Source organism: Herbiconiux liukaitaii (genome assembly GCF_041927495.1).
Lineage (GTDB): Bacteria > Actinomycetota > Actinomycetes > Actinomycetales > Microbacteriaceae > Herbiconiux > Herbiconiux liukaitaii.
The window spans coordinates 303,189-327,950 of the sequence record NZ_JBHFHG010000004.1; the positions used below are offsets into that span (position 1 = coordinate 303,189).

Consider the following 24,762-nt stretch of genomic DNA (forward strand, 5'->3'; position numbering starts at 1 on the left):
CCAGGCGGCGGGGCGCTGGACGGACGGGGCCGCTGGACGGACGGGGCCGCTCGGGCGGCACCCGGCCGTCGGGTGGGGCGATCGGGGTGCCGATCAAGCGGCTGCGAGGGCGCCGATGATGGCGACTCCCACGGCGCTGAGCCAGAACAGGGCGATGAGCACCCACACGGCGAGCGTGATGTAGCCGAGGATGAGGCCGGCGACGGTGATGCCGTAACCATCCTCGCCGTTGCGCTTGATCTGGCCGAGGGCGATGTGTCCGGTGATCACGGGCACGAGGCCGAATCCGAGGATGCCGAACACGAGCGTCAGGATGCCGAGCGTGTTCGTGCGCGGCTGAGGCGCGTAGTTCGCGGCGGCCGGGGCGGGAACCGCGGGGGTCGACTGCCCTCCGCCGATGCCGCCCGAGGCGGAAACGTAGCCGCCCTGCTCGTACCGCCCGGAGGAGTAGCCACCCACCGGAGCGGGTGCCGAGGCCATGCCCGCGTCTCCCGGCGCCGCAGAGCCGAGCGGCGTGACGGCGCCGAAGGGGACGGTGCTGCCAAGTGGGACGGTGCTGCCGAGTGGAACAGTGTTGCCGAGCGGGACGTTGCCTTCGAGTGGGACGGTGCTGCCGAGTGGAACAGTGTTGCCGAGCGGGACGTTGCCTTCGAGTGGGACGGTGCTGCCGAGCGGGACGGTGGGGTGCTCGGACGCCTCCTTGCCGAGAGGGAGCGTCGGGTGCGTGCCGGTGGCGGCGGCCGAGTGGGGCTCCGCGAGGGCGGTGGCGGCCGAGTGGGTCTCCGCGAGCACGGTGGCGGCGGGACGGGGGGAGTCGGGGGTGAGGGTGTCGTTCGTCATGCTTCAACGCTAGGGAGCGCCGCCATCCGCGCCATCGGACCGGCGGAGGATGCGCGTGGTACCCAGGGATGATCGTGCGGGGACGGGCGCCGGCCGCCCGTGAGACCGGGGTCTCAGGAGCGGCCGTCGGGCTTTCGGGTCAGGCGATCGGCGGGTCAGCCGACCAGCGGGTCAGCCGACCAGCGGGTCAGCCGGAGAAGGCGTTGGCGCAGGTCTGCTGGTCGGCGGTCTGGCCCTTGACGCCCTCGATGACCTCGGGGGTCGTAGGGGTCTCCGTGGTGGGCGCCTCGGTCGACGGGTCGACGGGCGCCTCGGCACCGGGATCGACGGGCGCCTCCTCGGCAGGTGCCTCTTCGGCCGGAGCCTCCTCCGCGGGTGCCTCGGCGGTGGGGTTCGCCGGATCCTCCACGACCGTGGAGCCCGGGCCAGTGGCATCGGCACCGAGCGTGAACGGCTCGTCGTTGAGCACCTTCGCGAAGAGCTCATCCGCCGTCTCCTGCACCGGCACGACCTTGCCGGGGTAGTCCGACGACGATCCCACCGGGTACTGCGCGAACACGATCTTGCTCAGATCGACGTCTTTCAGCGTGAGCGCGAGCGACACCATGGCGTCGACGCTCGCGAGCGACTGCGAGGGCAGGATGTTCTGCGACGCCGCCTGCGCGAGACCGTAGAGCTTGGTGACATCGGTGAGTGTGTTCGAGCTCTTCATGGTGCGGATGAGCGACGCGAGGTACTGCTGCTGCGAGGCGATGCGCGCCAGGTCGCTGCCATCGCCCACACCGTGCCGGTTGCGCAGGAACGAGAGCGCCATCTGGCCCTCGATGGTCGTGGTGCCGGCCGGCAGGTCGAGCCCGGAGTCCGAGTCGACGATCGGCTCGACGAGGCACACGGGCACACCACCGACGGCGTTCGTCATCTCGATGACACCGTTGAACGAGGTGGCCGCCGCGTACTGGATGGGCACCCCGGTGAGATCCGTGATGGTGTTGGCGACGCAGGCGAGCCCGCCGCGGGCGAACGCGTCGTTGAGCGGCTGAGCGCTCATGGCGTCGAAGACCTCACCCGTGGAGGGGTCGGTGCACTCGGGGTGCGAGATCACGAGGTCGCGGGGAAAGCTCACGACGACCACGTTCGAGTGGTCGGCTGAGACGTGCAGCAGGATGTTGACGTCGTTGAGCGTCGCATCGCGCTCGCCGAAGGTCTCGCCCTGGTTGGGATCGTTGTCGGTGCCCACCACGAGCATGTTGAAGCCGCCCTCGAAGGCTCCGAGCAGCGGCGGAGCGGGCGGCGCATCCTCCCCATTGGAGATGTCGACCGCGTTGGCGCTGAACTGCTGGGCCACACTCGTGACGGCGTAGGCCGTGACGGCGCCCACACTCACGAGGGCGATAGCCGCCACCACGGCGAGCGACTTGAAGATCGCGGCCGCCGGCGACGAGGTGTGCTGCCGACCGTGCCTCACGGGGCCGGACGGTCGCGGGCGGGAACGGCGATCGGTGTCGGTCAAGTCGTTTCCTTCGGGGCTTCGGGGCATCTGTCGGGGCGTCGAGGTCGGGCGGGGGTGGCCCGGTGGTTCGGGCCGGAGTACCCAGGCCGCTACGGGGGTCGATACTAGCCGACGCATCCTCGGGAATCACAGGAGAGGAGGGCCGATCACCGGCGGATTCCAAGCAAGCGGATGCCCCTTCGATCCGGTCCACCACCCCGGCATGGCAGGAATTCACGCAACTACGGCACTCCTGCCACTCGCGGCTGAATAGCGCCATGCGTAGCGTTACTGCCATGACAATCGCACTCGTGATCCTCGCTCTTCTCGCCGTCGCGGCCGTGGTCGCGACCATCGTGCAGGTGGCCCGCGACGGCTACCGCCGAGTGCCCACCCGCCGGTGAGACGCCTGCCAAGGGGGCGCGGGGCGGGGCCGGTCGGCGTACGGTGACGAGCGCATCGACTCCGGTGCGCAGATTGAGGAGTCACAGCATGAGCCGAGGCGTAGCAGTGGTCACGGGCGGTACCGCAGGGCTCGGACGGGCGACCGTGCGCGCCCTGGCCGGCAGAGGCTGGGACGTGGCCGTGCTGGCCCGTGGCGAAGACGGTCTCGACGCCGCCGTGGAGGAGGTCGAGGCCTACCGGCAGCGCGGCCTCGCCGTGTCGGTCGACGTCTCCGACCGCGAGGCCGTGGAGCGTGCCGCCGACCGCATCGAGGCCGAGCTCGGCCCGATCGACCTCTGGGTCAACGACGCCATGGTGGGATCGTTCGCCGAGTTCCTCGACACCGACCCCGACGACTTCGAGCGCGCCACCGCCGTGGACTACTTCGGCTTCGTCAACGGCACCCGCGCGGCCCTCTCGCGCATGGTGCCGCGCGGCCGCGGCCACGTCATCCAGGTCGGATCCGCTCTCGCCCACCGCGGCATCCCGCTGCAGGCGGCCTACTGCGGCTCGAAGCACGCCGTGCAGGGCTTCACCGAGTCGGTGACCACCGAGCTCATCCACAACAAGAGCCCCGTGCGCATCTCGACGGTCGACATGCCCGCCATGAACACGGTGCAGTTCAACTGGGTGAAGTCGGCGATGCCACTGCACCCCCGCCCCATGTCCACCATCTACGAGCCCGAGGTGGCCGCGAGGGTGCTCGCCCACGTGGCCGAGCATCCGCGCCGCCGCACCTGGGTGGGCTTCCCCACCGCGCAGACGGTGCTCGGCAACCGCTTCGTGGCCGGCTTCCTCGACTGGTACCTCGCCCGCACCGGCTACGACGGCCAGCAGGCCGCCGACAAGCAGGAGCCCATGCTGCCCACCAACCTCTACGAGCCCGTGCCGGGCGACCAGGGCGCGCGCGGCATCTTCAGCGACCAGTCGAAGAGCCACTCGATCGCGGTCTGGTACATCCTCAACCGCCCCGCGGCCCTCGCGCTCGCCGCCGCCGCGGCCGCCGCAGGGGCCGCCGGTGTGGTCGCGGGCGTCTCGGCCGGCGCGCGCCGCCGCACCCCCGCGAACCGCCTGCTCCGGGTGGCCGGTGCGGTCGGCGCCGTGCACGCGCTCCGCCGCCGGAAGGCCTGATCGTGGAGCGCCCCGACGTCAACGTGGTCGGATCCGGCCCCAACGGGCTCGCCGCCGCCGTCACGATGGCGCGCGCCGGCCTCGCCGTGCGCGTCTACGAACGCAACTCCACGATCGGCGGCGGTGCCCGCACGGCCGAGCTGACCCTGCCGGGCTACCTGCACGACGTCTGCTCGGCGGTGCACCCGATGGCACTCGCCTCCGGGTTCTTCCGCAGGTTCGGGCTCGACCAGCGGATCGAGCTGGTGAGGCCCGAGATCTCGTACGCGCATCCGCTCGACGGCGGGCGGGCCGGCATCGCCTACCGCGACCTCGCTCGCACGGCCGCCGGTCTCGGCGCGGACGGCCCCGCGTGGAACCGTCTCATGCGACCTCTCGTCGAGCACGCCGACGAGGTGGCGCAGTTCGCCGGCTCCTCGCTGCTGCGGGTGCCCGCGCACCCCGTGACCACCGTGCGCTTCGGCCTGCGCAGCCTCGAGCAGGGCTCGCCCCTCTGGAACGCGCGCTTTCGCGGCGACGTGGCCCCCGCCATGATCACGGGCCTGGCGGCGCACTCGATCCGCCGCATGCCGAGCCCCTCCACCGCCGGCGCCGCCCTCTCGCTGGGCTCCTACGCGCACGGCCGCGGCTGGCCCGTGCCGATCGGCGGCAGCCAGGCCATCATCGACGCGCTCGCGGACGACCTGCGCGCGCACGGCGGCGAGATCGTGACGGATGCGCCTGTCAAGCACCTCGACGACCTGCCACCCGCGCGCTCCACCCTGCTCGACACGAGCCCGGCGGCCCTCCTCGAGCTGGCGGGCGACCGGCTGCCCGCGCGCTACGTGGCGGCGCTCCGCCGCTTCCGGTACGGAAACGCGGTGGCCAAGGTCGACTTCGCGCTCAGCGGGCCCGTGCCGTGGACGAATCCGGAGCTCGCGGGCGCCGGCACCCTGCATGTGGGCGGCACCCGCGCGGCCATCGCGGCAGCGGAGGCGGATGTGGCGGCGGGCAAGCACTCCGACGACCCGTACGTGCTCATCGCGCAGCCCTCGGTCTTCGATCCGGGCCGCGCACCCGAAGGCCACCACGTGCTCTGGGCCTACACGCACGTGCCCCACGATTCGACCCTCGACCAGACCGAGGCGATCACGCGGCAGATCGAGCGCTTCGCCCCCGGCTTCCGCGACCTCGTGCTCGCGAGCGCCAGCAGCACAGCCGCGGATCTCGAGAACTACAACCCCAACTACGTGGGCGGCGACATCGCCTCCGGAGCGGCCAGCCTCTGGCAGCTGGCGAAGAGGCCCACCCTCTCGCTCAACCCGTGGACCACCCCCGCCCGCGGCGTCTACCTGTGCTCCTCGGCCACACCTCCCGGCCCCGGAGTGCACGGGCTCGCCGGCTGGTACGCGGCGAGGAGGGCGCTCGCGAACGACTTCGGGCTGACGCCCCCGTCCCTCACCCCCTGAGCGCGGCTTCCACGCATTCGCCGACCCGCCGACCCTTCGATCCGACAGGAGCTCCCATGTCCACCAACGTCCGCCGCATGGACTGCTCCCCCGAGCAGGTCTTCGAGGTCCTCGCCGACGGCTGGCTGTTCCCCGTCTGGGTGGTCGGCGCCTCGCGTATGCGCAGCGTCGACGAGCGCTGGCCGCAGGTGGGCAGCCACCTGCACCACTCGTTCGGCGTCTGGCCCGTGCTCATCGACGACAAGACGACCGTGCTCGAGTGGGATCCGCCCCGCCGCATGGTGATCAAGCCCTCCGGCTGGCCGCTCGGCGAGGCGAAGGTGACCGTGGAGGCGAAGGCCGTGGCGGGCGGCTGCCTCGTGCGCATCCTCGAGGAGGCCATCAAGGGTCCGGGAGCGCTCATCCCCGACGCACTGCTCGACGTGCCGCTGCACATCCGCAACGTCGAGACCCTGCGCCGCCTCGCCTTCGTGGCCGAGGGCCGCGGCACCTCCGCGGCCGCCCGCGTACGGTGGCAGCATGAGCACCCCTGAGACCGCGACGCGCAGGACGAACGACGGAGCGCCCGCGCAGGGCGGTACGGCCCTCGCCACCACGGCCCTCATCCTGGGCATCGTCACCATGGTGCTGGCCTTCGTGCCGATCCTCAACCTGTTCGCGGTGCTGCTCGGCATCGTGGCCCTCGTGATCGGCCTGATCGCGATCAACCGGGCGCGCTCCCGCGGCAAGGGCAAGGCGCTCACCGGTGCCATCCTCGGCGGGCTCGGCACCCTGCTCTCGATCGTGCTCGCCGTGGTCTACACGGTGCTCGGGGTCTCGGCCCTCGTCACGGCCGTGGAGCAGGACGACGTGACGGCCGTGGCCCCCGCCTCGCCGGCTCCCCCTGAGAGTTCCGCTCCCACCTCCTCGCCCTCGACCTCGCCCTCGGGCACGCTCGAGCGGGTGGTCTGGTCCTCCAGCGGCGCCGACTCCGCGGCCATCGATCTGCGCGGTGGCGCGGGCCTCATCACCTTCGACTGCGAGGAGTGCACCGGGCCGGTGACCCTCACGACAGACGGCGCGCTCGAGACCCTGGTCGACGGCGAGGGCCCCTGGTACGGCCGCTACCTGCTCGACGCGGAGGGCGCCTCCCCGACCACGGAGCTCTCCGTCACCGCCACGGGCGACTGGAGAGTGATCATCGCCGACCCGAGGACGGCGACCACGACCACTCCTGACGTGGCGTCAGGTGAGGGTGACGACGTGGTGTTCCTCTCGGCGGAGTTCGACTCCGCCGACATCTCGCACGACGGCGCCGGTGTGTTCCAGGTCATCTCCTACGGCACCGGATCGCCCGGCTCGGCCGCGGCGCCCGCCACCCCCGGCTCGGCGCCCACCACCCTCGTCGACACCACGGGCACCTTCTACGACACCGTGCCCCTCACCGGCCCCGCCTTCCTCCAGATCCACGCCGACGGCCCCTGGGCCATCGTCGCCGAGTAGTCGACTCCACTATCGAATACAGCACTGCTCATGAGAGAATGGCGCAGATTCGTCATCTACTGACCTGAATTTCAACGAAATGAGTTGTCGTGCACGAACTGAAGCGAGACGTCGTCATCATCGGAGCAGGGGCCACCGGCCTCACCGCCGCCACCCGGTTGAAGGCCGCCGGCCTCTCGGTGGTCGTGCTCGAGGCCCGTGACCGCATCGGCGGCCGCCTCTTGACCGACCACATCGAGGGTCAGCTGTTCGAGGTCGGCGGCCAGTGGGTCTCGCCCGACCAGACGGCGCTCATCGAGACCCTCGAGGAGCTCGGGCTCGAGACCTACTCCCGCTACCGCGAGGGCGAGAGCGTGTATGTCGGCCCCGACGGCCAGGCCAAGCGCTTCACGGGCGACATCTTCCCCGCCTCGCCGCACACCGAGGCCGAGATCGAGCGCCTCATCGCGGTGCTCGACGAGCTCGTGGCTCAGACCGACCCCGCGGCGCCGTGGGAGCATCCGAAGGCCGCCGAGTTCGACCGGGTGTCGTTCCGGGCCTGGCTCGAGGAGCAGAGCGACGACGTCGAGGCGATCGACAACATCGCCCTCTTCATCGCCGACGCCATGCTCACGAAGCCCGCCCACTCCTTCTCACTGCTGCAGGCGCTCCTCATGGCCGCGAGTGCGGGCAGCTTCAGCAACCTCGTGGATGCCGACTTCATCCTCGACAAGCGCGTGGTGGGCGGGCTGCAGCAGGTGCCGCTGCGCCTGGCCGCCGCTCTCGGCGACGACGTCATCCTGAACCAGCCGGTCACCACGCTCGAGTGGAGCGACTCCGGCGTGCGCGCGCTCACGGCCGACCACTCCGTGTCGGCCCGCTTCGCGATCGTGGCCGTGCCGCCGAACCTCTACAACCGCATCGACTACGTGCCCGCCCTGCCTCGGCTCCGCCAGCAGATGGCGCAGCACCAGTCGCTCGGGCTCGTCATCAAGGTGCACGCCACCTACGAGACGCCGTTCTGGCGCGCCGCCGGGCTCTCCGGCACGGCCTTCAGCCCGTACCAGATCGTGCACGAGGCGTACGACAACTCGAACCACGGTGAGACCCGCGGCACACTCGTGGGCTTCGTGTCGGATGAGAAGGCCGACGCGCTGTTCCGGCTGTCGGCCGACGAGCGCAAGCAGCGCATCCTCTCGTCGCTCGCCGCGTACTACGGCCCCGAGGCCATGAACCCCTCGGTGTACTACGAGAGCGACTGGGCCGCCGAGGAGTGGACCCAGGGTGCCTACGCCGCGAGCTTCGACCTCGGCGGACTCACCCGCTACGGCGCGCTGCAGCTCGAGCCCGTGGGTGCCGTGCGCTTCGGCACGAGCGACCTCGCCGCCGAGGGCTACCAGCACGTCGACGGCGCCATCCGCGTGGGAAAGCGGCTCGCGGATGAGATCCTGGGTGCACGCCCCACCGCCGGTGCCGCAGGCACCACCGCCAACGCCGCCAACGAAGGAGTCACAGCATGAGCCAGTACGCCGTCGTCAATCCCGCCACCGGTGAGACGGTGCGGGAGTACCCGACCATCTCCGACGAAGGGGTGCAGCAGGCACTCGCCGCCGCCTCCGCGGCGCACGAGGAGTGGTCGCGCAGCGCGGGTGCTGCCACGCGGGCCGCGCTCATCGCCAAGGTCGCCGAGCTGCACACCGAGCGGCGCGAGGAGCTCGCCGAGATCATCGTGCGCGAGATGGGCAAGCCGCTCGACCAGGCTCAGGGCGAGGTCGACTTCGCCGCCGCCATCTACGAGTACTACGCCACGAACGGCGAGAAGTTCCTCGCCGACGAGCCCATCGAGCTCTCCGAGGGCACCGGATCGGCGTTCATCCGCCGCGCCTCCATCGGGGTGCTGCTCGGCATCATGCCGTGGAACTTCCCCTACTACCAGGTGGCGCGCTTCGCGGGGCCGAACATCGTGGTGGGCAACACGATCATCCTCAAGCACGCGCCGCAGTGCCCCGAGTCGGCCGCCGCCATCGAGGCGATCTTCGCCGAGGCCGCCGCCTCTGTGGGAGCCCCCGCCGGTGTCTACGTCAACGTGTACGCCACCAACGAGCAGTCGGCCGACATTATCGCCGACCCGCGTGTGCAGGGTGTCTCGGTCACCGGATCCGAGCGCGCGGGCGCCGCGGTCGCCGAGCTGGCCGGCAAGCACCTCAAGAAGGTCGTTCTCGAGCTCGGCGGATCGGATCCCTTCATCCTCCTGTCGAGCGACGACCTCGACAAGGCGGTGCAGGATGCGGTCAACGCGCGTCTCGACAACAACGGGCAGTCCTGCAACGCCGCCAAGCGGTTCATCGTGATCGACGGGCTCTACGAGGAGTTCGCGGCCAAGTTCACGGAGGCGTTCACCGCCGCTCAGCCGGCCGATCCGCTGGCCGAGGGCACGCTGCTCGGGCCGCTCTCGTCGGAGGCCGCCGCGTCGCGCCTCGGCGAGCAGGTGGATCGCGCTGCCGCTCAGGGGGCCACGGTGCTGGCCGCCGGATCGCGGTCGGGCAACTTCTTCGGGCCCACGGTGCTCACCGACGTCACGCCCGAGATGGATGCGTTCCACGAGGAGTTCTTCGGCCCCGTCGCCGCCATCTACCGCGTCTCCTCCGAGGAGGAGGCCGTGCGCCTCGCCAACGACACGCCCTACGGCCTCGGGTCGTACGTCTACACGACCGACCAGGAGCAGGCGCTCCGGGTGGCGGATGCGATCGACGCCGGCATGGTGTGGATCAACCTCGTGCTCGGCGACGCCGCCGAGCTGCCCTTCGGCGGCGTGAAGCGCTCCGGCACGGGCCGCGAGATGGGGCGCCCCGCCATGGAGGAGTTCGTCAACAAGAAGCTCGTCCGCATCGCCTGACCCGTCACAGTCACCCTCACCGCCGGCGTCAGCTGAAGGCGCCGGTGGTGAGGAGGTAGACGAGCAGGAGGATCACGGCGTTGAGGGCTGCGCCGAGGATCGCGACGACCGGGCGGGAGCGGCGGCCCGTGATGATGCCGATGACCGAGATGATGAGGCCGATCACCGCGAGCGCCAGCGTGACCGGCAGCGTGACGATGATCATCCAGCCGAAGGCCTCCTGGCCGGGGAGCGACGCGATCAGCAGCACGAGGAGGGGCAGGATCACGGCGACGGCCCCGAACACGAGACCGACGATCCCCACCCGGGTGCTGCCTGAGAGCTTCTCTGCCATGAGCCGACCCTAGCGGGCCGGGCTCGGCTGCGTCAGAGCTCCGACTCGACCGGCGTGGTGGAGAGCAGGTCGGCGACCGAGTTCAGGATCTCGTCGGGCCGGAAAGGGTACTTCGAGATCTCGGCCTCATCGCTGATGCCCGTCATGACGAGGATGGTGTGGAGGCCCGCCTCGATGCCCGCGACCACGTCGGTGTCCATGCGGTCGCCGATCATGCCGGTGTTCTCGGAGTGCGCGCCGATCCGGTTCATGGCCGAGCGGAACATCATGGGGTTCGGCTTGCCCACCACATAGGGCTCCTTGCCGGTGGCCTTCGTGATCATGGCGGCGATCGCGCCCGTTGCCGGGAGGGGACCCTCGGCGCTCGGGCCCGTGGCATCCGGATTCGTGACGATGAAGCGGGAGCCTGCGCCGATGAGCCGCACCGCCTTCGTGATGGCCTCGAAGGAGTAGTTGCGGGTCTCGCCGATGACCACGTAGTCGGGCGCGGTCTCGGTCATGATGAAGCCGGCCTCGTGCAGGGCGGTCGTGATGCCGGCCTCGCCGATGACGAAGGCGCTGCCGCCGGGCATCTGGTCCTTGAGGAACGCGGCCGTGGCGAGCGCACTCGTCCAGATGTACTCCTCGGGCACCTCGAGGCCGCTCGCGCGGAGGCGGGCGCTCAGGTCGCGGGGCGTGAAGATGGAGTTGTTGGTGAGCACGAGGTAGGGCTTGCCCTCGTCGCGCCACTGCTGCAGCAGCTCGGCTGCGCCCTTGATGGGGTGGTTCTCGTGCACCAGCACGCCATCCATGTCGGTCAGCCAGCATTCGATCTCGTCGCGGCGGTTCATCTCGGGCTCCTTCCCCTGCTGCCCACAGCGTACAGCCGCGCCCTGAACGGCTTGCCGCGTCTCTTCGGCGGCCGACGGGGCGGGTCTAGCGGGGTCGGTTCGGCGGGCGGCTGTCGAGCGGACGGTCGTCGAGCACGAGCGCGGAGAGCTTGACGAGGGCCTCGGACCGGGTGCTCGCGCCGAGCTTGCGGTAGAGGCTCTTCAGCTGCGTCTTCACCGTGTTGGGCGAGACCGAGAGGGCTGCGGCGAGGCCGGCGGTGGTCTCGGAGTCGGAGAGCACCCTCGCGAGGGCGAGCTCTCGGGGGGTCAGGGTGGGCACGGGATGCGCCGACGTCACGATGGCGTGCCGCCTGGCCTCGCGGAGCAGTGGGCTGAGTGAGGTGATGTCGGCGGAGTCGGCCGCCGAGGCGTCGGGATGAGGGGATGCCGCCGTGGCGAGGAGGGCGTCGAGCGCGGCCGTGGGCACGAGCGCGAGCGCGAGCCCCTGCTGCCGGTCGGCGACGAAGCGCAGCGCGTGGGCGAGCGCGGTGGTGGCGCTCGCGGAGTCGCCCGTGAGCGAGATCGCACCCGCACGGAGGGCGAGCGCCTCGGCACGCGAACGGGACGAGGGCGGATCGCCTGTCGTGGCCACCGTGGCCTCCGTGGTGCCGATGAGGTGGCGGAGCGCTTGCTCGGGGCGGTCGCGGGCGAGGTCGATCCTCGCCGAGGCGATGCCCCTCCGCGCGGACGGCGTCTTGCCGAGAGCCGACTCGGCGGTGTCGAAGCGGCCGGCGGCCAGCTCGATCAGGGAGCGGGTGTGGGCGAGCCGGGCCGTGGCGGTGGCGGAGAGCGCGTGGCGACGGCGCTGCGTGACCATCTCGGCCTGCAGCGCCAGGCGGGCGCGCTCGGGGTGCCCGCGCAGCAGTTCGATGAGCGTGTCGAGGTGCGCGAGGAGGGGCCAGTGCTCGATGGTCTCGCGATGCGGATCGAGGCTGCGGACGGCGCTCTCCGCTCCATCCGCGTCGAAGGATTCGAGCGCGGAGAACGCCGCCGCCACCTGGTGGAAGCTGCCCATGTACCCGGTGAGCCAGCCGTCGGGCCAGTCGGCCTCGACCACGAGCGCCATCACGGCCCTCGCCTCGCCCACGTCGCCGCCCGTCGCGAGGGCGCCGGCGGTGAGCGCCATGCCGTGCAGGCCGCCCTTGAGACCCTTGGCCGCGCCGACGGCCGTGGAGCGGGCGAAGCTGTCGAGGGCCTCCTCGGTGCGGCCCGCGTAGAAGAGCGTCGTGCCGAACTGGTTGTGCAGGGTCGGCTCGGTGCGGCCGAGGTCGTCGCGATCCTCCGGGCCCATCTCGAGCAGGATGCTGCGGCCGTCGAGCGCCGCCGTGGTGGCGCCGTCCATGCGCCCGCTCACACGGAGCGAGGCCGACTCGATCGCCCGCAGCACCGCGCGATCCGCTGTGCTCGCCGAGCTGCGCTGGGTTCTGGCGGCGTGCCCGGCGAGGGCGAAGTACTCCAGCGCCCTCAACCGGTGGTGGCCGATGCGGTTGTAGTGCAGGGCGAGCAGGGTCGTGACGAGCGGCTGCCGACGCAGCACGCCGAGCGGGGTGCCCTGGAAGAGCGGGCCGAGCTGGGCGCTGTGGTTGCGCAGCAGCTCGTTCCAGTAGAGGCGGATGACCCGCGACGCCAGGCCCCAGGCGCGCTGCTGCACGGCTCGTTCGAGCGCGGCGTACGGGTGGCCGTGCGCGAGTTCGCGGCGGGCGACGGCGAGCACGAGGTCGGGCACGATGCCGGGGCGCTCCGCCCGCAGCCGGCGTTCGAAGCTCTCGCGCACGAGCGGGGTGAAGGTGAAGGCGGCGGCGCCGCCGTGCCGCGAGGGGCCGGCGCGGAGGCCGAGGCCGTCTGCCTCGGCGCGGTCGAGGAGCGCGGATGCCGAGGGGGTGGCCGTGGGCTGCGGCGGGTGTGAGGGGGCGGTGCTGTCGGCGATGATGTCCGGGATGCCGGCGATGGCGGCGAGCTCGGAGGCGAGGGCCGGGTCGAGGGAGTCGGCGACGGAGATGGCCTGGAGGAAGCGCACGAAGCGGTCGTCCCAGGCGCTCGTGCGCAGTTCGGAGTCGACGAGCGAGTCGATGAGGTCGGCGGTGGTCACCGAGCGACCCTCCGCGGAGGGAGCTCCTGTGGCGCCCAGCACCCTCATCTCGAGCGGCAGGCCGCCGTGGGCCAGCACCCGTCTGACGATCGGGGAGGACGGCTCGGCGGCCAGCCCCGCCGCCGCCTCCTCGGCGGTGAGCGCCATCTCGGTGGCGCCGATGAGGCGCACGTCGACCCGCAGGGCGAGCGCCGGCGCATCCAGCACCCCGCCGCGCCGGGCGGTGCCCCGGATGTCGACCTCGGGCAGATCGGCCACCAGGTCGGCGAGGCCCTCGAGGCCGGCTCTGCCCAGGAGGTCGTAGCCGTCGATAGCCAGCGTGAGCGGTGTCGGCAGACTGCGCAGGCCCCTCCGCAGCAGATCCCAGGCGTCGATGCCGCCCGCGAGTGTCTCGGCGGCGAGCTGCAGGGGGTTCGCGGCGTCGAGGAGTCCGTTCGATCGCAGCTCGGCCGCGAGGTGCTGCACGAGGGCCTCGGACGCGAGGTTCTCGCGCCGCATCCGCAGCCACACGCCGTCGCGGGCGGTGGTGGTGGCCCAGTGCGCGAGGGCGACGGTCTTGCCGTAGCCGGCAGGTGCCTGGGCGATCACGATCGCCTCGGGGCCGTCGAAGAGGTCGGTCAATCGCTGCCGGGTGAGCGTGCCAGGGGGCACGCGGGGCACCCCGCGGATGCTCACGCGTCGCCCGCCGTGCGGCCGCGGGTGCCGACCGGGTGTCGGCGGAGGCCTGCGCGGGTGAGTGCGCGCTCCACTGCGGTGGCGAACCAGGCGAGAACGGTCAGGGAGGTCAGGCGGCCCACCAGTGTGAGGGCCACCAGCCAGGGCGAGATGAGCGACGGATCGATGACCACGAGCGAGATCGCGAAGAGCGTGACCGCCAGGCACAGGGCCGCCGCGTACCAGACGGCGCGACGACCGCCGTCGTAGAAGCGGCCCGCCACTAGAACGAGCTCGCCCACGAGGGCGGGCAGGCCGAGTGCGAAGAGCACGAGGAACCCGAGCGGCGTGAACGGAATGGCGAGCACCCCGGCGATGACCGCCGTGAGGAGCAGCGCCCCCGGCTCGCGCACCCAGCGCGCGGCGACGAGCGGCCCCAGGAAGTTCACCGACGCGAGGAACGCGTAGACGACCGGCGAGATGAGCGCGAGCGAGGAGGTGATGGGGCTGAGAGCGGCGATCACCACGGCGGTGAGCGCCCCGATCGCGGCGCACTGAAGCAGTGCCGCCGTGCGCCACCCCGCGAACGATCGGCTTGTTGCTCCCTGCATCCGGCCATTCTGCCGTATGCCCCCACGACGGGGGCGGCGCATCCGGAGACCTGTGGAGAAGTCGCGGATTTCACAGACAGGTTTGGGTGTTCGTGACTTTAAGGGTTATAGTCGGGTTCACCTTTAGGGGGTGGATGCGATGACTCCGGATGTGCGAGCCGATGGTGGTGCGGTGGCGGGTGCTCTGGCGCTCGCCGTGTCGACGGTGATCTTCGCGCTGCGGCCTCGGGGCGCGGCGGGCGCGGTGGATCCGCAGGGGGTCGAGCCGGGGGAGAGCGGCGCGCCGCTGCCTGCGCTGTGGCTGCCGCTGGTGCGGCGCATCCGGCCTCCGTACGAGGGGCAGTGGGCGCTGCCCGGCGGTCCGCTCGGGCTCGACGAGGATCTGGAGGCCGCGGCCGCCCGCACGCTCGGCGCCACCACCGCCCTCGCCCCCAACTACCTCGAGCAGCTCTACGCGTTCGGCACGCTCGACCGGTCGCCGGAGGGGGCGAAGGATCGTGTGGTGTCGATCGTGTACTGGGCGCTCGTGAACTCCGACGAGGTCATCCAGTCGGATCGTGCCGCCGAGAACGTGCGCTGGTTCTCCGTGGACGACCTGCCGGATCTGGCCTTCGACCACGACGTCATCATCGAGTACGCCCTGTGGCGGCTGCGCAACAAGGTGGAGTACAGCCGCATCGCGCACGCCTTCCTCGGCGACACGTTCACGCTCGCCGAGCTGCGGGAGGTGCACGAGTCGGTGCTGGGACGCACGCTCGATCCGGCGAACTTCCGGCGGCAGATCGAGTCGTCGAACGCCATCGTGCCCACCGGCAAGCGCGTGACGGGCACGAGCTACCGGCCGCCCAAGCTCTACCGCTACAACAACGCCGTCGAGGCGGCGGATCGCGGGCCGCTCTCGCGCGTCGGTACGCCGGCCTCGCCGCCCGTGACGCCCGCAGGTGGTGCGGGTGCCGGATCCGCTCCTTCCACCAGCCCCGACCCCATCCCCAGCAGAAAGCCGCAGCCATGACCTCGACAGCACTCTCGGTCGACGACGCGATCCAGCTCCTCGCCGCCGGCATCCCGGCAGCGCCCGGCACCACGGGCGAGACCTGTGCTCCCGAGCTCGCCGACGGGCCCTGGACCTTCGACCTGCGCCCGCCCACCTACGGCCCCGGCGCTTCGCAGGCCGATCCGATCCCCGCCGACACGCCCAGGCAGGGCGACCTGCCGGAGGAGTACAAGACGGCGTCGAAGAGCGAGCTCGACACGCGCATCCGTGCCGCCAAGGCCACGCTCGGCGACCGCGTGGTGGTGCTCGGTCACTTCTACCAGCGCGACGAGGTGGTGCAGTACGCCGACTTCGTGGGCGACTCGTTCCAGCTCGCGAACGCGGCGCTCACCGTGCCGCAGGCGGAGGCGATCGTGTTCTGCGGGGTGCACTTCATGGCCGAGACGGCCGACATCCTGGCCCAGCCGCACCAGTCGGTGATCCTGCCGAACCTGGCCGCCGGATGCTCGATGGCCGACATGGCCGACATCGACTCGGTGGAGGAGGCGTGGGCCGAGCTGGCCGAGCTGTACGGGACCTCGCCCGACGCATCCGGGCGCGTGCCGGTCATCCCCGTGACGTACATGAACTCGTCGGCGGCGCTCAAGGGGTTCTGCGGGCGCAACGGCGGCATCGTGTGCACGTCGTCGAACGCTTCGACCGTGCTGGAGTGGGCGTTCGAGCGGGGACAGCGGGTGCTGTTCTTCCCCGACCAGCACCTCGGGCGCAACACCGCGAAGGCCATGGGGGTGCCGCTCGAGCGCATGCCGATGTGGAACCCGCGCAAGGCGCTCGGGGGGTCGACCGAGGCGGAGCTCCTCTCGGCGCAGGTCATCCTGTGGCACGGGTTCTGCTCGGTGCACAAGCGGTTCACGGTGGCGCAGATCGAGCGGGCGCGGGAGGCGCACCCCTCGGTGCAGGTGATCGTGCACCCCGAGTGCCCCATGGCGGTCGTGGATGCGGCCGACGCCGCGGGCTCGACCGACTTCATCGTGAAGGCGATCGCTGCGGCGCCCGCCGGGTCGACCTTCGCCATCGGCACCGAGATCAACCTCGTGCAGCGGCTCGCGAACGAGTACCCGCAGCACACGATCTTCTGCCTCGACGACGTGATCTGCCCGTGCTCGACGATGTACCGCATCCACCCGGGGTATCTGGCGTGGGTGCTGGAGTCGCTCGTGGGGGTCGACGGCGGGCCTGGAGTGGTGCTCAACCGGATCGCGGTCGACTCCGAGGTGGCGGTCCCGGCGCGCGTCGCCCTCGACCGCATGCTCGCGGCCCGCCCATGACACCCCCGGAGTCCGGTGCGCCCGGCCCAGAGTCGCCCAGCGCGGTGGCGGCGGCGTCGGGTGTGCCCGGCGCGGATGAGCGCGGCGCGGGTGCGGGCGGCGCAGGTGCGGGCGGCGCGGCGGCGCGTGGTGTGGTGGTGGATGAGCGCGGCGCGGACGCGGAAGGTGCGCCGGTCGCGGCTGCGGATGCACGTGGTGCGGCTGCGGGTGATGCGCGGGTTGCGGCGGTTCGTGGTGCGGTGGCGCCTGCGGGTGGCGCGGAAGTGGGTGCGTCGGCGGGCGGGGCTCGGGTGGTCGTGGTGGGGAGCGGGGTCGCGGGGATCGTGGCGGCGCTGACGCTGCGGGGGCTGCGGGCGGATGCCGAGATCACCGTGGTGACCAAGGCCGCGATCGACGACGGATGCACGCGGTGGGCGCAGGGTGGCATCGCGAGTGCGGTGCTGCCCGGCGACAGCGTGGAGTCGCACATCGCCGACACCCTCGTGGCGGGGGCGGGCCTCTGCGATCCGGAGGCCGTGCGCGTGCTCTGCACTGAGGGGCCCGATCGCCTGCGCGACCTCATGGCGTGGGGCGTGCAGTTCGACCGCCACGACCACACCGCCGCGGCAGCCACGAGCGGTGGCAGTGGCGGTGGCGAAGCGCGCAGCGGTGGCGCAACGGCCGGGGTCTGGGCCGGTGGATTCGATCATGCCGAGGGTGCTGCCGCGGGTGCTGCTGCTGGGGATGCGGGCAGCGCGGATCTGGCGGGGCTGGATGCGGGGATGGAGGGGGCGCACTCGTTCCACCGGATCGTGCATGCGGGGGGCGACGCGACCGGGCTCAGCGTGCAGACGGCGCTCGTGCGTGCGGCTCGCGCGGCGCGCATCACCGTGCTCGAACACGCCTTCCTCGTCGACCTCGTGCTCGCAGGTGGCCCGCCCGCCACCGACCCCACCCCCATTTCCACCGACCCCACCCCCATTCGGTCGACCCCAGCCACCTCCATCCCGTCCGCTCCCATCCCCTCCGCCACCGCGGGCGAGGGTGAGTCGCGGCTAAGTGTCGATAAAGCGGCGGATTCGGGGGTTTTGGCAGCAGATAGGCGCGACTCAGGGGGCGCGGGGCTTGAGGGCGCGGGGCGGGTGTGCGGGGTGGAGGTGCTTCGGGGCGGGGTTGTGGAGGTGCTTCCGGCTGATGCCGTGGTGCTTGCCAGTGGGGGTGCGGGGCAGTTGTACCCGTTCACCACCAACCCTGCGGTCGCCACCGGGGACGGGATCGCCGCTGCGTTGCGGGCGGGTGCCGAGGTGGCCGACCTGGAGTTCGTGCAGTTCCACCCGACGGCGCTCGCCGTGCCCGGGAGCTTCCTCGTGTCGGAGGCGGTGCGCGGCGATGGAGCCGTGCTGCTGAACGCGGCGGGGGAGCGGTTCATGCTGGGCGTGCATCCGCTGGCCGAGCTCGCGCCGCGCGACGTGGTGGCGCGGGCGATCGCCCTCGAGATGGAGCGCACCGGCGCACCCGTGGTGCTCGATGCACGCGGCATCGGCGCCGACGAGCTCGAGCGCCGCTTCCCCACCATCTCGGCCGCCTGTCGGGCAGCGGGGTTCGACTGGGCGCGCGATCCGGTGCCCGTGGCGCCCGCCGCCCACTACAGCATGGGCGGCGTGGTGACCGATCTCGATGGGCGCACGAGCCTGCCCGGGTTGTGGGCGGTGGGCGAGGTCGCGCAGACCGGGGTGCACGGCGCCAACCGGCTGGCCTCGAACTCGCTGCTCGAGGGCCTCGTCTTCGGCCACCGAGCGGGCCGAGCGCTCGCCGCGACCCTGCCCACCCCGCCTGCCACCGCCACCCCGCCTGCCACCGCCACCCCGCCTGCCACCGCCACCCTGTCTGGCACCGCCACCCTGTCTGCCACCCCCACCCTGTGGGCTACCCCCGGCCCGTCGTTTCCACCGGCCGAGGTGGCATCGGTGGGGACGGATCATGGACGCGTCGCGTCGGTGGGGACGGAGCGCGGGGATGCGGCGCCGGTGCGGGATGCGGGATCGCGGATGCCCGATCGGGCGGCGATCCAGGCCGTGATGTGGCGGCACGTGGGGGTGCACCGCGATGCGGAGGGCCTGCGGCTGGCGGCCGAGGCGCTCGCCGCGTGGGATGGGCCGGATCCGAAGTGGGATGGGCGGGATCCGAGGTGGGATGGGCCGGTCGATCCGGCGCACGCCACCGTCGAGGAGCTCGAGACCGCGAACCTGCTGCTGCTGGCGCGCGCCACTGCGGCCGCGGCGCTGGCCAGGCGGGAGTCCTGCGGCGCTCACTTCCGCGCCGATTCCGTGGCGGCACCTCCCGCGCACCGACCCGCCGCCGATAACGAGCCGGCGCCCCAAACCGCCACCGTCAACGAAGTCGCGCCCCGATCCGCCACCGTCAACGAGATCGCGCCCCGATCCGCCACCGATGAGGTCGCATGCCGGGCCGCCGGCGAGGGACACTCGGCTCGGCCGGCCAACGGCGAGGGGGGCTCGGTTCGGCCCACCACCGGCGACGGGCCGGGATCGCCATCCACCACCGCGAAGACGAAGGAGCAGGTGCTCGCGTGATGCTCACCACCCAGATGATCGACGACGTCGTGGCCCGCGCCCTCGCCGAGGATGCGCCGTGGGGCGACATCACCTCCGAGCTCCTCATTCCCGAGGAGGCGCAGGTGACCGCGCAGGTCGTGGCGCGCGAAGCGGGTGTGCTGAGCGGCGGTGAGGTGTTCGCGGCGGCGATGCGGCTCGTCGATCCGCGCATCCGCACCACTCTGCAGCGAGCGGAGGGCGCGCGCTTCGACGCGGGCACCGTGCTCGCGACCGTCGAGGGCCCGGCGCGCGGCGTGCTGCGGGCCGAGCGGGTGGGCCTCAACCTGATGCAGCGCCTGAGCGGCATCGCCACCCTCACCGCCCGCTACGTCGAGGCCGTGGCGGGCACCGGCGCGCGCATCGTCGACACCCGCAAGACCACCCCAGGCCTGCGCGCCCTCGAACGCGCGGCCGTGCGGGCGGGCGGCGGCCACAACCACCGCTTCTCGCTCTCGGATGCCGTGCTCGCCAAGGACAACCACCTCGCCGTGCTCGCCGCCCAGCACGACGGCGACGTCACGGCGGCCCTGCGATCGGTGCGCGAGCGCCTCTCGCACACGACGCACCTCGAGGTGGAGGTCGACCGCCTCGACCAGATCGAGCCCGTGCTCGCGGCCGGCGTCGACACGATCATGCTCGACAACTTCTCGCTCGACGACCTGCGGGCCGGCATCGCACTCGTCGCCGGGCGGGCGCTCGTGGAGGCGAGCGGCGGCGTCGACCTCGGCACGGTCGCGGCCATCGCGGCCACCGGCGTCGACATCATCTCGGTGGGCGCCCTCACCCACAGCGTGCGCTCGCTCGACCTCGGCCTCGACGTGACCTTCGCGGGCCACGACCGCCCGTGATCTACCTCGACGCCGCCGCCACCTCGCCCGTGCGCCGCGAGGTGCTCGAGGCGATGTGGCCGTACCTCACGGGCGAGTTCGGCAACCCGTCGAGCCAGCACGGGCCCGGCCGCTCGGCCGCCCGCGCGCTCGACGAGGCGCGACGCACGGTGGCCGCGTGGCTGGGCTGCAAGCCGAGCGAGGTGGTGTTCACGTCGGGCGGCACGGAGGCCGACAACCTCGCGATCAAGGGCATCGCCTTGGCGGCGCCGCGCGGGCGGCACCTCGTGCGGAGTGCGATCGAGCACCCGGCTGTGGTGGAGTCGGTGGAGTTCCTGGAGCGGGTGCACGGGTTCGAGGTGACGGTCGTGGGGGTGGATGCCGAGGGGCTCGTCGACCCCGACGCTTTCGAGGCGGCGCTGCGGCCGGAGACGACGCTCGCCACGGTGATGCACGCGAACAACGAGGTGGGCATGGTGCAGCCTCTCGCCTCGCTGGCCGCGCGGGCGGCCGCCCTCGGGGTGCCCTTCCACACGGATGCGGTGCAGTCGGCGGGGTGGCTCGACATCCGGCTCGACGGGCCCGGCATGGCGGGGGTGACGGCGTTGAGCCTCTCGGGGCACAAGCTCGGGGCGCCCAAGGGGATCGGGGTGCTCGCGCTGCGGCGGGGGCTGCGGATCGAGCCGCTCGTGCACGGCGGCGGCCAGGAGCGGGGACTGCGCTCGGGCACCGAGAACGTGGCGTTCGCGGTGGGCTTGGCGGAGGCGCTGCGGCACCTCCAGCCGCCCATCACCACCCTCACCTCCGCCTCGACCTCGACCCCGACCTCCACCCCCACCTCCGCCTCGAACTCCACCGCGGCCCCGACCGCGGCCCCGGTGTCGGCGGGCACGGCGGCTCTGCGCGACGAGTTCATCCGCGAGGTACTCGAGCGGGTGCCTGGCGCGATCCTCACAGGGCCCGCGCTCGGTCGGCGGCTCGGCGCGGCGCCCGGCGCATCCGCTGCATCCGATGCCTCCGGTGCCTCCGGTGCGTCCGCGGCCATGCTCGCAGGTGACGCGAGGGGTGGGGCGGATGCGCGGCTGCCGTCGGTGGCGTCGTTCTGCTTTCCGGGGATGAGTGGGGAGAGCATCCTGCTGCAGCTCGAGGAGCGTGGGGTCGTCGTGTCGAGCGGATCGGCGTGCGCCGCGGGCAGCGACGACCCCTCGCCGGTGCTGCTGGCGCTCGGGATCGCTCCCGACGTGGCTCAGACGGCGGTGCGCTTCACGTTGACCCCCGCCACGACCGCCGCCGACCTGCACGCCGCGGCCACCGCCCTCGAGGCGGCACTCGCCGACATCCGCGCCCTCGCACCCTGACCCGACCCGCGCCCACCCTCACCAGGTAGCGCCAACCGCTTGAAACCGGCCGCGGAGCATCCGTTGGCGCTACCGCGCAGGGGGTGGGGTAAGGGTAGTGGTGGGGCGGGTGCCGGGGTCAGGCGGTGAGCCAGAGAGCGTCGGGGGCGTGCACCTCCACGGGCGGGGCTCCCGCGACCTCGGTGAGCATGAGCACGACGGGCACGGGCGCGCCCGGGTCGGTGATGGACGGGTCGGGGTAGCCGGCCTCGGCGAACGTGACCACGCGCACGGCCGTGCCCGGTCCGATGCCCTGCTCGGCGAGGGCCTGCAGCAGCGAGGGGTCGCGGTCGCTGATGCGCACCACGCGACCCTCGTGCCCCGCACGCGCCTCGGCGAGGAGCACCGCGTCGAACGACGGCACGCGCCCGGAGGCGGAGGGGATGGGATCGCCGTGCGGATCCTGCGCGGGGTGGCCGAGCCGCTCGTCGATGGAGTCGAGCAGGCGGTCGCTCACGGCGTGCTCGAGCACCTCGGCCTCGTCGTGCACCTCGTGCCACGCGTAGCCCATCTCCTGCACGAGCCAGGTCTCGATGAGGCGGTGGCGGCGCAGCACCCCGGCGGCGCGCAGCCGCCCGGCCGGGGTGAGGCTGAGCGGTCCGTAGGGCACGTGGGTGAGCAGGCCGGCGGCGGCGAGCTTCTTGACCATCTCGGTCACGGAGGAGGGGGCGATCCCGAGCCGGGCCGCGAGCACCGACGGAGTGATGGGGGCGGGCTGCCACTCGGTGTGGGCGTAGATGGTCTTGAGGTAGTTCTCCGCCGCAGTGTCCTGGCCGTGTGTCATCGACATGATGCCTTCAGCCTAGGCCGCGCGCCGATAGGGTGCAGAGGTGGCCGACGACACCGAGAACGAGGCGCGGAACCCGTGGAGCCTGCCCGCGCAGTGGCTCCGCGAGGAGAAGTTCTGGCGCGACATCGGCACGCGTGTGCTGGCCGGTGTCATCACGGCCGCGATCGTGTATCTCGGGGCGCTCGTGCTCGGGTACCTGCACACGCCTGAGATCGGGGTGGGCGTCACGATCGTGCTGACCGCGGCGGTGGTGGCGCTGCTGCTCGCGGGGGCCGGTGCCTTGTTCGCGGGGCTGCGCGTGCGTTCGCGGGAGGGTCGTCCGCTCGCGGGGCGCGTGGCCGGGGCGGTGCTGCTCGTGGTGCTCGCGGTGGCGCTGGTGGCGGCCGTGGCGACCGACCTGCTGACCCCCGCCGCCTGAGCGACGCGGGTCAGGTGCCGAGGTAGCGGCCCGGGCGGTGGTTGAGGGCGATCACGAGGTTGAGGAGCACCGCTCCCGCGGCGGAGAGCAGCACGGTGGGCACGGGGGCGACCGCGAAGGCGCAGGCCACGATGACCACGTCGATCCCCATCTGCACGTAGCCCGCCCGCCAGCCGAGGCGCTCCTGCAGGATGAGCGCGAGGATGTTGACCCCGCCGAGGCTCGAGCGGTGCCGGAAGAGGATGAGCAGCGCCGTGCCCGCCAGCAGGTTGCCGGCCACCACCGCGAACACCGGATCGATGCGCTCGAGGTCGATCGTGAGCGGCACGAGCAGCGAGAAGCCCGAGACGAGGGCCACGCTCACGGCGGTGCGGAGGGTGAAGCTCCACCCCTTCTTCCACACCGCGAGGGCGAAGAAAGGCAGATTCACCACGAGGAAGAGCACCCCGAACGGGATCGGCAGCACATAGCTCAGCAGCAGCGAGAGCCCCGCGGTGCCGCCCGTCACGGCGCCCGTCGACTTGAGCAGGAACAGTCCGATCGACGCCACGAAGGTGCCGATGAGCACACCGAGCAGATCCTCGACGGCCGAGTGGGCGAGCGGATCGCGCGTGCCCGCCGAGCTGCGGCCCCCCTGGCGGCCCCGAGCGCGGTCCCGAGCCCGCTCGACCACGCTCACGCGCGCACCCCCGCCGCGGTGGCGGAAGTGAGGGTGGCGACGCGGGGCACGACCGCTGCCGATGCCTCGGTGGTGGCGAGCGATGGCGCGAGGGTGGCTGGCGGTGGGGTGGAGGGCGGTGGTGCGAGGGCGGGCGCGAGGGTGGCGAGGGCTGTGAGGACGCGGTCGTTGGTGGCGGGGTCGGCGAGGGAGATGCGCACGCCGGCGTCGGCGTAGCCGCGGGCGAGGATGTCGTGCTCGGCGAGGCGGGCGAGGGTGCGCTCGCGGGTGTCGTCGTCGAGGCGTAGCCAGATGAAGTTGGCCTGGCCGGCGGGGGTCGTGTAGCCGAGCTCGCGCACGGCGGCGATCACCCTGGCGCGCTCGCGGCGCACGAGGCCAACGCGCTCGTGCATCTCCTCGTGGGCGTCGAGCGACGCGATCGCGGCGCGCTGGGCGAGGGTGCTCACCGCGAACGGCATGCCCGTGCGACGCAGCCCGTCGGCCATCGGCGCCGCGGCCACCGCGTAGCCCACCCGCAGCGAGGCGAGCCCGTGCGCCTTCGAGAACGTGCGCAGAAGGCACACGTTCGGATGCGCCCGGAACAGCGCCAGCGCATCGAGCACGTCCTGCCCGCCACCGGTGGCGGAGCCAGCGGATGCGCCGGGGTCGCCGGGCCGGGCGGGCCCGACGGCGATGGACGCCTTGGAGCCCGCGGCGGTGGGCCAGGTGGGGATGGTGGGTGCGGCGGGGCCGCCGGGTCGGGTGGGCCCCATGGCGGTGGGGTCGGTGGGCGCGGCGGGGTCGGCGTACTCGAGGTAGGCCTCGTCGATGACCACGAGCACGTGGGCGGGCACCCGGTCGAGGAAGGCGGCGAGCTCGGTGTGGCCGAGCGCCACGCCCGTGGGGTTGTTGGGGGTGCAGACGAGCACGAGGCGGGTGCGCGGCGTGATGGCGGCGGCCATGGCGGAGAGGTCGTGGCCCTCGTGCGCATCGAGGGGCACGAGCACGGGCACGGCGCCGGCCAGCCGCACGAGGATCGGGTAGGCCTCGAACGAGCGCCACGCCATCACCACCTCGTCTCCCGGATCGCACACCGCCGAGACGATCTGCTGCAGCACGCCGGTGCTGCCGGCCCCCACCACGACCTGGTCGGCCGAGATGTGGCCACTCGCGCCACCCGCGCCGAGCGCCCGGCCACCGAACGCTGGCCCGGTGGAACCGGTGCCGATGAGCGACGCGGCGATCCGCTCGCGCAGCTCGATGGCTCCGTTGTCCGGGTAGCGGTTGAGGGTGGCTGCCGATCGCAGGACCTCCTCGAGCACGGAAGGCAGCGGCGGGTAGTGGCTCTCGTTCGACGACAGCGCCGCCGTGAGCTCCGACGAAGCCCGCAGGCCCGCCACGTAGGCCGGCAGGTCGAGCACGGCGGCCCGGGGGCGGGGAGCGGCAGGGGCGAGGTTCATGGGTTCAGTCTGCGAAGCGCGGGACAGACG

General features: G+C 72.4%; 21 protein-coding genes. 12 read left to right on the forward strand and 9 right to left on the reverse strand.

Annotated features, from left to right (window positions below; genetic code table 11):
• Positions 1-93: 93 nt before the first annotated feature.
• Both ACEXQC_RS09090 and ACEXQC_RS09095 read right to left on the reverse strand, forming a co-directional pair.
• A complete protein-coding gene (locus ACEXQC_RS09090; protein WP_374820672.1) occupies positions 94-840 on the reverse strand; it encodes a DUF4190 domain-containing protein in 747 nt (248 codons plus the stop codon).
• A gap of 187 nt (positions 841-1,027) precedes the next feature.
• On the reverse strand, positions 1,028-2,350 hold the full coding sequence (locus ACEXQC_RS09095; RefSeq protein ID WP_374820675.1) for an LCP family protein: 1,323 nt from the start codon (positions 2,348-2,350) through the stop codon (positions 1,028-1,030).
• 471 nt (positions 2,351-2,821) lie between these two features.
• Between ACEXQC_RS09095 and ACEXQC_RS09100 the strand changes: the two genes are divergently transcribed.
• From ACEXQC_RS09100 to ACEXQC_RS09125, 6 genes are all read left to right on the forward strand, one after another.
• Complete coding sequence (locus tag ACEXQC_RS09100; protein ID WP_374820678.1) at positions 2,822-3,904, forward strand: SDR family oxidoreductase; 1,083 nt, start codon at positions 2,822-2,824, stop codon at positions 3,902-3,904.
• Entirely contained in the window at positions 3,904-5,352 is a 1,449-nt protein-coding gene (locus ACEXQC_RS09105; RefSeq protein WP_374822026.1) for a phytoene desaturase family protein, read from the forward strand. Before ACEXQC_RS09100 ends, ACEXQC_RS09105 begins: the two co-directional genes overlap by 1 nt.
• Positions 5,353-5,408: 56 nt before the next feature.
• Positions 5,409-5,885 carry an SRPBCC family protein gene (locus tag ACEXQC_RS09110; protein WP_374820680.1) on the forward strand — a complete coding sequence of 159 codons (477 nt, stop codon included), beginning with the start codon at positions 5,409-5,411 and terminating at the stop codon, positions 5,883-5,885.
• On the forward strand, positions 5,872-6,834 hold the full coding sequence (locus ACEXQC_RS09115; RefSeq protein WP_374820683.1) for a DUF4190 domain-containing protein: 963 nt from the start codon (positions 5,872-5,874) through the stop codon (positions 6,832-6,834). The genes ACEXQC_RS09110 and ACEXQC_RS09115 overlap by 14 nt, the downstream gene beginning before the upstream one ends.
• A gap of 89 nt (positions 6,835-6,923) precedes the next feature.
• Positions 6,924-8,333: a flavin monoamine oxidase family protein gene (locus ACEXQC_RS09120; RefSeq protein ID WP_374820686.1), complete on the forward strand. Its 1,410-nt coding sequence runs from the start codon at positions 6,924-6,926 to the stop codon at positions 8,331-8,333.
• On the forward strand, positions 8,330-9,709 hold the full coding sequence (locus tag ACEXQC_RS09125; RefSeq protein WP_374820689.1) for an NAD-dependent succinate-semialdehyde dehydrogenase: 1,380 nt from the start codon (positions 8,330-8,332) through the stop codon (positions 9,707-9,709). Before ACEXQC_RS09120 ends, ACEXQC_RS09125 begins: the two co-directional genes overlap by 4 nt.
• Before the next feature lie 28 nt (positions 9,710-9,737).
• Here the strand turns inward: ACEXQC_RS09125 and ACEXQC_RS09130 are convergent, their stop codons facing one another.
• The 4 genes from ACEXQC_RS09130 to ACEXQC_RS09145 form a co-directional block, all read right to left on the reverse strand.
• Positions 9,738-10,043 (reverse strand): hypothetical protein, encoded by a 306-nt coding sequence (locus tag ACEXQC_RS09130; RefSeq protein ID WP_374820692.1) that lies wholly within the window; start codon positions 10,041-10,043, stop codon positions 9,738-9,740.
• Between the two features lie 32 nt (positions 10,044-10,075).
• Entirely contained in the window at positions 10,076-10,873 is a 798-nt protein-coding gene (locus tag ACEXQC_RS09135) for an HAD-IIA family hydrolase (RefSeq protein ID WP_374820694.1), read from the reverse strand.
• An 85-nt stretch (positions 10,874-10,958) separates the two neighbouring features.
• Positions 10,959-13,661: a helix-turn-helix transcriptional regulator gene (locus ACEXQC_RS09140; protein ID WP_374820696.1), complete on the reverse strand. Its 2,703-nt coding sequence runs from the start codon at positions 13,659-13,661 to the stop codon at positions 10,959-10,961.
• 11 nt (positions 13,662-13,672) lie between these two features.
• Positions 13,673-14,266 carry a hypothetical protein gene (locus ACEXQC_RS09145; protein WP_374820699.1) on the reverse strand — a complete coding sequence of 198 codons (594 nt, stop codon included), beginning with the start codon at positions 14,264-14,266 and terminating at the stop codon, positions 13,673-13,675.
• A 139-nt stretch (positions 14,267-14,405) separates the two neighbouring features.
• Between ACEXQC_RS09145 and ACEXQC_RS09150 the strand changes: the two genes are divergently transcribed.
• Genes ACEXQC_RS09150 through ACEXQC_RS09170 form a run of 5 tightly spaced genes read left to right on the forward strand, consistent with a single transcriptional unit; the run spans position 14,406 to position 21,367 of the window.
• Complete coding sequence (locus tag ACEXQC_RS09150; RefSeq protein WP_374820702.1) at positions 14,406-15,278, forward strand: NUDIX hydrolase; 873 nt, start codon at positions 14,406-14,408, stop codon at positions 15,276-15,278.
• Complete coding sequence (nadA, locus tag ACEXQC_RS09155; protein WP_374820704.1) at positions 15,275-16,588, forward strand: quinolinate synthase NadA; 1,314 nt, start codon at positions 15,275-15,277, stop codon at positions 16,586-16,588. Before ACEXQC_RS09150 ends, nadA begins: the two co-directional genes overlap by 4 nt.
• Positions 16,585-19,161, forward strand: coding sequence for an L-aspartate oxidase (locus ACEXQC_RS09160; RefSeq protein WP_374820706.1), 2,577 nt, complete (start codon positions 16,585-16,587; stop codon positions 19,159-19,161). The genes nadA and ACEXQC_RS09160 overlap by 4 nt, the downstream gene beginning before the upstream one ends.
• Positions 19,161-20,030 (forward strand): carboxylating nicotinate-nucleotide diphosphorylase, encoded by an 870-nt coding sequence (nadC, locus tag ACEXQC_RS09165; protein WP_374822029.1) that lies wholly within the window; start codon positions 19,161-19,163, stop codon positions 20,028-20,030. Before ACEXQC_RS09160 ends, nadC begins: the two co-directional genes overlap by 1 nt.
• Positions 20,027-21,367: a cysteine desulfurase family protein gene (locus ACEXQC_RS09170; protein WP_374820709.1), complete on the forward strand. Its 1,341-nt coding sequence runs from the start codon at positions 20,027-20,029 to the stop codon at positions 21,365-21,367. The genes nadC and ACEXQC_RS09170 overlap by 4 nt, the downstream gene beginning before the upstream one ends.
• A gap of 118 nt (positions 21,368-21,485) precedes the next feature.
• On the opposite strand, the gene ACEXQC_RS09175 is transcribed toward ACEXQC_RS09170, so the two are convergent.
• Positions 21,486-22,196: a metal-dependent transcriptional regulator gene (locus ACEXQC_RS09175; protein ID WP_374820711.1), complete on the reverse strand. Its 711-nt coding sequence runs from the start codon at positions 22,194-22,196 to the stop codon at positions 21,486-21,488.
• Positions 22,197-22,236: 40 nt separating this feature from the next.
• Between ACEXQC_RS09175 and ACEXQC_RS09180 the strand changes: the two genes are divergently transcribed.
• Positions 22,237-22,614 carry a hypothetical protein gene (locus ACEXQC_RS09180; protein ID WP_374820713.1) on the forward strand — a complete coding sequence of 126 codons (378 nt, stop codon included), beginning with the start codon at positions 22,237-22,239 and terminating at the stop codon, positions 22,612-22,614.
• Positions 22,615-22,624: 10 nt separating this feature from the next.
• On the opposite strand, the gene ACEXQC_RS09185 is transcribed toward ACEXQC_RS09180, so the two are convergent.
• Together ACEXQC_RS09185 and ACEXQC_RS09190 are read right to left on the reverse strand one after the other, a co-directional pair.
• Positions 22,625-23,293, reverse strand: coding sequence for a YitT family protein (locus ACEXQC_RS09185; RefSeq protein WP_374820715.1), 669 nt, complete (start codon positions 23,291-23,293; stop codon positions 22,625-22,627).
• Positions 23,290-24,732, reverse strand: a complete 1,443-nt coding sequence (locus ACEXQC_RS09190; protein ID WP_374820719.1) for an aminotransferase class I/II-fold pyridoxal phosphate-dependent enzyme — start codon at positions 24,730-24,732, stop codon at positions 23,290-23,292. Before ACEXQC_RS09190 ends, ACEXQC_RS09185 begins: the two co-directional genes overlap by 4 nt.
• Between the last annotated feature and the right edge of the window lie 30 nt (positions 24,733-24,762).

Excerpts from the sequence above, each read along its gene's own strand:
- ACEXQC_RS09175 (WP_374820711.1), bottom strand. The coding sequence starts at position 22,196 with ATGTCGATGACACACGGCCAGGACACTGCGGCGGAGAACTACCTCAAG.
- ACEXQC_RS09090 (WP_374820672.1), bottom strand. The coding sequence starts at position 840 with ATGACGAACGACACCCTCACCCCCGACTCCCCCCGTCCCGCCGCCACC.
- ACEXQC_RS09135 (WP_374820694.1), bottom strand. The coding sequence starts at position 10,873 with ATGAACCGCCGCGACGAGATCGAATGCTGGCTGACCGACATGGATGGC.
- ACEXQC_RS09145 (WP_374820699.1), bottom strand. The coding sequence starts at position 14,266 with ATGCAGGGAGCAACAAGCCGATCGTTCGCGGGGTGGCGCACGGCGGCA.
- nadC (WP_374822029.1), top strand. The coding sequence starts at position 19,161 with ATGCTCACCACCCAGATGATCGACGACGTCGTGGCCCGCGCCCTCGCC.
- ACEXQC_RS09115 (WP_374820683.1), top strand. The coding sequence starts at position 5,872 with ATGAGCACCCCTGAGACCGCGACGCGCAGGACGAACGACGGAGCGCCC.
- ACEXQC_RS09130 (WP_374820692.1), bottom strand. The coding sequence starts at position 10,043 with ATGGCAGAGAAGCTCTCAGGCAGCACCCGGGTGGGGATCGTCGGTCTC.
- ACEXQC_RS09110 (WP_374820680.1), top strand. The coding sequence starts at position 5,409 with ATGTCCACCAACGTCCGCCGCATGGACTGCTCCCCCGAGCAGGTCTTC.
- ACEXQC_RS09150 (WP_374820702.1), top strand. The coding sequence starts at position 14,406 with ATGACTCCGGATGTGCGAGCCGATGGTGGTGCGGTGGCGGGTGCTCTG.
- ACEXQC_RS09125 (WP_374820689.1), top strand. The coding sequence starts at position 8,330 with ATGAGCCAGTACGCCGTCGTCAATCCCGCCACCGGTGAGACGGTGCGG.
- ACEXQC_RS09190 (WP_374820719.1), bottom strand. The coding sequence starts at position 24,732 with ATGAACCTCGCCCCTGCCGCTCCCCGCCCCCGGGCCGCCGTGCTCGAC.
- ACEXQC_RS09100 (WP_374820678.1), top strand. The coding sequence starts at position 2,822 with ATGAGCCGAGGCGTAGCAGTGGTCACGGGCGGTACCGCAGGGCTCGGA.
- nadA (WP_374820704.1), top strand. The coding sequence starts at position 15,275 with ATGACCTCGACAGCACTCTCGGTCGACGACGCGATCCAGCTCCTCGCC.
- ACEXQC_RS09160 (WP_374820706.1), top strand. The coding sequence starts at position 16,585 with ATGACACCCCCGGAGTCCGGTGCGCCCGGCCCAGAGTCGCCCAGCGCG.